Source organism: Mycobacterium sp. (assembly GCF_044370595.1).
GTDB lineage: Bacteria > Actinomycetota > Actinomycetes > Mycobacteriales > Mycobacteriaceae > Mycobacterium.
On sequence record NZ_JBILVF010000171.1, the window covers coordinates 1 to 7,139 of the forward strand.

Below are 7,139 nucleotides of genomic sequence, written 5' to 3' on the forward strand. Positions count from 1 at the left end.
CGCACCCTGGCCGGCGACGCGGCGGATCAGCAGCAGGCCACCGCGTTCATGAACCAGTACACGCTCACCCCTGCCGGGGGAGTGGTCAGTCCAGTGGTCCCCATCCCGAAGCCGGGCCTGGGCTACCTCGACGCCATCAGCGCCGCGATGGAGTTCAACCAGCCACCGGTGGTCGACGCTCCGCAACTGGCGGCGATGGCGAAGATCGGTGTGGGACCCGGACTTCGGGTCGCCGACGCCGAACTGGGCGTGCTGTCGATGATCGCCGCTGATCTCGCGGTGCGGGCCACCGCGGCGCTGCTGCCGCTGCTGACCACCCTCAACCAGTACGCGACGGCAGTCCAAAACCGTGGCTGGGCCACCCCGGACCCCACCATCGGCAACTACGGCACCAATTACCTGCTCCGCGCCGGCGTGACAGAAGCCGGTCTGCTGGCGAACACCCCGGATGAGGCGGTCTACTCCGCGGGCCTACTGGACTCCCGCCTGCTTCCGCTAACCGGGGCCGCAAACAGCTCGTATGTAATGCATTTCGGTCCCGGGAAGGAGCCGCCGGTCGGCGCGTTCTGGTCGGTGACGGTCTATGACAGCCAGGGCCGCCTGGTTCCCAATGCGCAGAACCGTTTCAGTGTCAGTTCCAGCCGGCCGGATGAACTTGTGCGACGCCCGGACGGCTCCATCGACATCGTCTTGGCCTCGCACGACCCCGGCGATCCGGGCGCTAACTGGCTGGCGGTGCCGTCCGGTGGGTTCAACGCCTACCTGCGGATGTACGCACCACAGCAGCCGATTCTGGACGGCTCCTGGGTGGCGCCGCCGATCGTGCGACGCTGCTAGATCACCGACCCTGCTACTCGTCGGAAGACGAACCGCCGCCCACTTCAGCGGGCATCGGTGGCGGCAACGGGACCGCTGAACTCGGTGCCGCCGAGGTCGACGGGGCGGCGGTCGCGGAGGTGCTCGGCCTCGACGTCGCAGTGGACCCCGCAGTGGACCCCGCAGTGGACCCCGCGGTCGACCCCGTGGTCGTCGCGGCCCCTGACGTGGACGATGCCGGGGTTTGCGGGCCGTGGTAATCGGTCCAGGTCTCGGTGCGAAAGGTGTCGCCGTTTGCGGTGACGCTCAGCGCGGTCGGCGTGATGGTGTATCTCACCCCGTCGTTGTTTAGCACGAAGGAGTTGGCCGAGGTTTGCGTCGCCCGCGCGATCAGTCTGGCGCCGTCACTGACCCGCACTCCGCGGTACTCGAACGAACCGTCGGAGGCCTTGCAGATCGCCACCCGGGAGGACTCGGTGGTGCCGAAAAGCACTGCGGTGTCCGGGCTTGTGCACCGCGCGGTGGAGTTGACGTAACCCTCGCTGTCCGATGGGGGCACCGCGGTGGGCGCGGCCAGAGCCAGCGGCATACCGACGGCGATCAGCGCCGCCGCAGCGGCAGCGGCCAGACCGGACTTCTTCAGCGTGGAATCTGTGAGAGTGGAGGTGCTCATTGCATCCACCAGACCACAACCGCTCCTGCGCGCGCGAGAGACGATGCGGAGCCACAACCCAATCGTTAGGTGCCTGAGACTGATCCCCTAGGCCAAGGAGGACGACACCGACAGCGCTCCTTGCGGGTCCGGCCGGGGTCTATTCACAGTCGCGTGTTCATCCACAGGGCGGGGGTCGGGCCGTCGCACTGTGTCGGCACCGCGGCGTAGTTTGTCGAACATGAGTTCGATCGCCGATGTGTTCGCACAGCTGGAGGCAGCTGTGCACGCCGTCGGTGCCCTGGACTGGGACGCTCTTCCGGTCGCCGAACTGCTCGAACATCTGGATCGGCTGGAGACCGCACGCCGACAGGTAACGGCCTGTGCCTACGACGGCGCCGCCGCGGTGGACCGGCGAGAGGAACAGGCACTGGGTGGGCCAAGCCACCGGATCATCGCCGATGTCCTGCGGGTCAGTCCCGGCGAGGCCAAACGTCGCCTTGGCAGTGCCGCCCAGTTGGCCCCTCGCACCGCGATGAGCGGCCAGCAGCTACCGCCGCCGTTGCCGGCCACCGCGAAAGCCTGGCACTGCGGGGCCCTCGACGGCCAGCATCTGGCAACCATCCAGAAGTTCTTCCGTGACCTGCCCAGTCACCTCGCCCCGGCCGAGGTCGCCAAAGCCGAGGCGTTCCTGGCCGAGCAGGCCGCCGTGCTGCGGCCCGACCAGTTGGACAAAGTGGCTACCCAATTGGCTTTGCGACTCAACCCCGATGGTGATTTCTCTGATGCGGACCGGGCCCGCAAGCGGGGTTTCACCTGGTGCGGCAAGCAAGGTCCGGACGGGATGAGTGTGGGTAGGTTGATCGCCACTCCGGAGCTGCGGGCCATGCTCGACGCGTGGGCGGCGAAGTTCGCCGCGCCCGGGATGTGCAATCCCGATGACCAGACACCCACCGTCACCGGCGAACCCAGCCAGGAGGTTGTCGACCGCGATGCCCGCAGCCACGCCCAGCGCCAGCACGACGCTCTGGCGGCACTGGTGCGTGGCCGACTTGGCGATCCGGGGCTCGGATCCCATAACGGTCTACCCGTCACCGTCATCGTTTCGGCAACTCTGGAGCAGATGCACACCGGCACCGGGGTCGGCGTCGCCGCCGGCGGCGCCCTGCTGCCGATGCGCGATGTGATCCGGATGGCCTCCCACGCGTGGCACTATCTGTGCGTCTTTGACACCCACACCGAGCGGCCACTGTATTTGGGCCGCTCCAAGCGGATCGCCTCACCGGATCAGCGAATTGTGCTGCACAGCAGAGACCGTGGCTGTACCGCACCGGGCTGTGACATGCCCGGCTACCTCTGCGAGGTCCACCACGTCGACGAGTGGGCCGCCGGCGGCCTGACCAATATCGACACGCTGACCTTCGCCTGCGGTTGTCACCACAAACTGATCAAGCCGGGTGGCTGGAAAACCCGCAAGCTCAAAAACGGCAGCACCCAATGGTTACCCCCGCCCCACCTACCGTTACGCGGCGGAACCAACACCTACCACCACCCCGAACGGATGCTCAGGCGTGGGACTCCGTAGTGGCGCCGATCATCACATCCCAGGGGTCGGCGCCGGACAGCGCCAACCTGCCCAACCGCTGCGCGTAATGCGCCGTGTCGCCGAACTCGTCGATCCAACTGCGGGCCCGCATCGTCGCCAGCCACAGGCGATGCTCGATGGTCACTCCGATCGCGCCGTGTAACTGGTGAGCTGCGGTCACCACGATGGGAACCACCTGCCCGAGGGTCACCTTGGCGACCATGACCGCATAGTCGGTCTGCGGACTGCCGAAACCGAAGTCCGCGGCCGCGGCCACAGCCAGATCCGTTGCGGCGCGGGCCCGTTCCACTTCTCCCGCCATCGCGGCCAGGGTGTGCTGCACAGCCTGAAACGCACTGAGTGGGCGACCGAACTGCTCACGCTCCCGGGTGTGGGCGACGGAGAACTCCACTGCCGCGTCCAGGGCACCGATGATCTGGATGCACCGCGCCCAGGCGCCCCGGCTGATCAGTTCGGCCTCGCCGTCCACCGCGATGAAGTCCTCGTAGCCGACGTCTGGATACACCGTGTCACGCGGTTCCCCACCGCCGTTGCGCCCCAGGGTGATCGACAACACCGCCGGATCGCGAACCGCCACCATCAGACGATCGCCATCCCGCAGGGCCAGCACGACCGCCGCCGATTCGGTCGCATAGGGCACCGATGACACCTCGGCGACGATGCGGCCACCCGACCGCTTCGCGCGCCCCACCGCAACGGTCAGTGGTCCTTCCGGAGGCACGTCGATTCCGGCGGCGCCGGCCAGCCAGCAGGCCAGGACGTCGGTCTCGGCCAGAGGTACCGTCACCGCATGTCGAGCCATGGCCCGCAGGATCACCGCAACCTCGCGAGGACCTCCGCCGGAGTCGTGGGTGCTGAGCAATCTCGTCAGGCCAGCGTTCTCCAGATGGCTCCACGCGGTGGTATCCAGCGGGTCTGGCAGCGCTCGGTGGCCGATGCGCGCCTCGAAGGACCGCGCACCGATCTCGTCCGCAAGGCGGCGCAGATCAGTCAGATCGTCTGTGCCGTCTGCGAAGACGCCCCCGCTGAGGATGCTCATCGGTGTAGTCCGCTCTTCGCGCGAGCGCTCATCGGTGTAGTCCGCTCTTCGCGCGAGCGCTCATCGGTGTAGTCCGCTCTTCGCGCGAGCGCTCATCGCAACCCCATTCCGCGGGCGACCATGCCGCGGAGCACCTCATTGGTTCCCCCGCGCAGGGTGAACAGGGGCGCGTGCACCCGTGCCACATCAACCATTGCTGCCACCTCATCGCGGGCCGGACCGCTGTCCGCATAGGACAGCAGATCGGCGGCCAAGTCCACCGACTCCTGCTCGAACCGAGTCCCGAGGTCCTTGACCAGAGCCGCTTCGTTGACCGGCGAATGCCCCGCGGACAGCGCCCGTGCCACCGACACCGACAGTTGACGCAACGAGATCAATCGCGCCACCAGTCCGCCCACCGCGGCCTCGGTGTGCCGGCTGCGGTCCTGCTGTCCAGCCAGCACCCGCAGGAGTGCCGTCAACAGCGGGGCAGTGGTCAGGATCCGCTCGGGTCCGCTGCGCTCGAAGGACAACTCGGCGGTCACCTGCCGCCAGCCGTCGCCGACCTCGCCGAGCAGGTTGCGGTCCTCGATGAACACCTCATTGAAGGTGACTTCATTGAAATGATGCTCACCGGACATCAGCACGATCGGACTGATGTCGATCCCGGGGGAGTCGGTCGGGACGATGAACTGGCTGAACCCGGCATGACGGCGCTGCGGGTCCGGTGGGCTGGTTCGGACCAGCACGACGATCTGGTGGCAGAGGTGCGCACCGCTGGTCCACACCTTCGTGCCCGAGAGCAGCCAACCGCCGTCGGTCCGGGTCGCCCTGGCCGCCGCAGCCGCCAGATCCGAACCGGCTTGCGGTTCGCTCATCCCGATCGCCGAAAAATAACGTCCCGCAGCGATTCCCGGCAGGATCCGCTGACGCTGCTCCTCAGTCCCGTAGGCGAGCAGGCCCGGGCCGACTTGACGGTCGGCGATCCAGTGCGCCGCCACCGGCGCCCCGCAGGCCAGTAGTTCCTCGGTCACGACGTAGCGGTGCAGGTGTCCCAGGCCATGTCCGCCGTACTGCGGTGGAATGGTCAGTCCGAGGAACCCGGCGTCGCCGAGTCGGGCGCTGAACTGCTCATCCCAGGCGGACAACCAAGCGTCCGCGCGCGGTTGCCAGCCGTATTCGGCGCGATCGGCGACCAGGAATTCGCGCAGCGAACCGCGAAGCTTCGCCAATTCGGGTTCGTTAGCGCACATAGCCGCAAAATCGTCAGCACCGGTGATGTCAGTCATGGCCGGCACCGTCCCGGCTACCGGTAGCCGGTGACTCGGGCGATGACCGCCGCCTTGCCGTCGGCGCCGAACGCGCAAGCGTCCGCAATCGCCGATGTGCGGCCGATCCGCAGCGCCTTGGCTTCATAGACGGATTCTGCACCCGGTTGCCCACCGGCGACGAACGGCCGCAGGAAATTCACCCGGATCGAGGCCGTGCGCAGCGGCCGGTGCTGGTCATGGTTGAACGCCGCGGCGGCGACCAACTCCAAACCGGCACTGCTCACCCCGCCGTGCACGATGCCGATGAGATTGTTGATCATCGGGTCCGGGTGTTGCCGCAATCGGTAGGTGCCGTTTTCGACGGGCAGCGGTTCGACGGCCATCAATTCGGCCAGGCTGGTCTTCTGGGTGCGCGCCAGGGGATCCTCCCCGCGGCGAAGGGGACTGTCCGGACCGTCGGGCAGCGGCATCGTCCGCACGGTGCCGCTGCCGATCACCGACCCCCGATGGCGCAGCGTGCACAGCGACAACAGCGTCGCCCCGGCCGGTCCCACCGGGCCTGCGCTGGCGATCACCGGATCGTCCGGCGCAGCCCCCACGCATTCCAGCGCACCGGGGCTGATCTCGACGGTCAATTCGCTGGACACCGTCCACTGACCCCGGCCGCGCCGGTAGTAGTTGACCCGTCCGGCGACGTCGTCGACCAAGATGGCCAGCGCGGCCAGCGACGGCAGCCCCGTGAACGGGTTGTCCATTCCCGCCACTGGCATTTCGGCCACCACCGAGAAGTCGGTCAAATCCTCCTCGACGGTGCTGACGGCAAACCGCCGCAAGACGCTCAACGGTGTCTCCGGGTCCAGGCCGATTGGCATCGATGTCGTCATGGGGTGCTCCCGTGGGTCAGACACTCGGTGCCGGAACGCCGAATTTCGCCACGAATTCCCTTGCTTTGATGAGGAATTCGAGCTGTTTGGTGACGTCTTCGAGGGGTTCCAGGCTTCGGGCGGAACGGCACAGCACGACGGCGCCTTCCATCGCGGCGATCGCGGTGTCGGCCAGCGCGGAGGCCTCCCCGGGTTCGAAACCCTCCCGCAGGTAGGCCTGGGTGGAGGCGGTGCGCCACCGGGTGAAGATGTCACTGGCCAGCGAAGCCAACTGCTGCTCGTCCTGTCCCGAACCGATGGCGGCGGCAAGTACCGGACAACCTGCGGAGTAGTCGCTGGCGGTCAACGCCTCCCGCCACATGTCGGCGAACTGACGTAGCAGCGCGGTGCCGCTGGTCCCGGCGGCGGTGTCGATCTTTGCCGCGATCTCCTCGCCGGCGAAGTGCAAAGCCTCACGGAGGATCTGCCGGCGGCCGCCCGGGAAGTGGTGATACACCGACCCCCGGGGGGCGCCACTGCGGGCCAGGACGGCGTCGATGGTCACCCCGGCGGCGCCGCGTTGCCTCAGCAACTCCGAAGCGCTGACCAGCATCGCGGTCCGGGTGGATCCCCTGCTCGTCATGTCGGGTTCAGACGGCCCGGGTCGGCCGCATCCGCAGACCGAGTGGCCCGGAAATGAACAGCAGATGGCGGCGTTTGCGGGCCCGCCGGAGAATCTGCACACCGGCAATGTTCAGTTCGACGACCCACATGGATGGCCTCCTCACCGGTGCACGCCGCTTGAACGTAACTATGCTTACGAACATAGTCCGGGTGGATCTCAGCCGCAAAGCCGCCGCGTTACAGCTTGATGACAATGCCATTTATGATCCAAGCCATACTCCCTGGCGGA

8 protein-coding genes are annotated in these 7,139 nt (G+C 67.4%); 2 read left to right on the forward strand and 6 right to left on the reverse strand.

All coding sequences use genetic code 11. From position 1 onward, the window contains the following. On the forward strand, positions 1-837 hold an 837-nt coding region (locus ADBZ5N_RS16340), incomplete at its 5' end, for a DUF1214 domain-containing protein (RefSeq protein WP_526259204.1). 13 nt (positions 838-850) lie between these two features. Here ADBZ5N_RS16340 and ADBZ5N_RS16345 read toward each other — a convergent pair. Beyond that, positions 851-1,489: a hypothetical protein gene (locus ADBZ5N_RS16345; protein ID WP_526259206.1), complete on the reverse strand. Its 639-nt coding sequence runs from the start codon at positions 1,487-1,489 to the stop codon at positions 851-853. Positions 1,490-1,709: 220 nt separating this feature from the next. On the opposite strand from ADBZ5N_RS16345, the gene ADBZ5N_RS16350 reads away from it, so the two are divergent. Next, complete coding sequence (locus ADBZ5N_RS16350) at positions 1,710-3,053, forward strand: HNH endonuclease signature motif containing protein (RefSeq protein WP_526259208.1); 1,344 nt, start codon at positions 1,710-1,712, stop codon at positions 3,051-3,053. Here the strand turns inward: ADBZ5N_RS16350 and ADBZ5N_RS16355 are convergent. From ADBZ5N_RS16355 to ADBZ5N_RS16375, 5 genes are all read right to left on the reverse strand, one after another. Then, complete coding sequence (locus tag ADBZ5N_RS16355) at positions 3,034-4,113, reverse strand: acyl-CoA dehydrogenase family protein (protein WP_526259210.1); 1,080 nt, start codon at positions 4,111-4,113, stop codon at positions 3,034-3,036. The genes ADBZ5N_RS16350 and ADBZ5N_RS16355 overlap by 20 nt on opposite strands. Before the next feature lie 92 nt (positions 4,114-4,205). Then, the gene (locus ADBZ5N_RS16360) at positions 4,206-5,381 is read right to left on the reverse strand and encodes an acyl-CoA dehydrogenase family protein (RefSeq protein WP_526259212.1); all 1,176 of its coding nucleotides are present in this window, start codon (positions 5,379-5,381) and stop codon (positions 4,206-4,208) included. A gap of 17 nt (positions 5,382-5,398) precedes the next feature. Next, positions 5,399-6,247: a PaaI family thioesterase gene (locus ADBZ5N_RS16365; protein WP_526259214.1), complete on the reverse strand. Its 849-nt coding sequence runs from the start codon at positions 6,245-6,247 to the stop codon at positions 5,399-5,401. 16 nt (positions 6,248-6,263) lie between these two features. After that, positions 6,264-6,869 (reverse strand): TetR/AcrR family transcriptional regulator, encoded by a 606-nt coding sequence (locus tag ADBZ5N_RS16370; RefSeq protein WP_526259216.1) that lies wholly within the window; start codon positions 6,867-6,869, stop codon positions 6,264-6,266. A gap of 7 nt (positions 6,870-6,876) precedes the next feature. Further along, positions 6,877-6,999 (reverse strand): hypothetical protein, encoded by a 123-nt coding sequence (locus tag ADBZ5N_RS16375; RefSeq protein ID WP_526259218.1) that lies wholly within the window; start codon positions 6,997-6,999, stop codon positions 6,877-6,879. Positions 7,000-7,139: the final 140 nt, after the last annotated feature.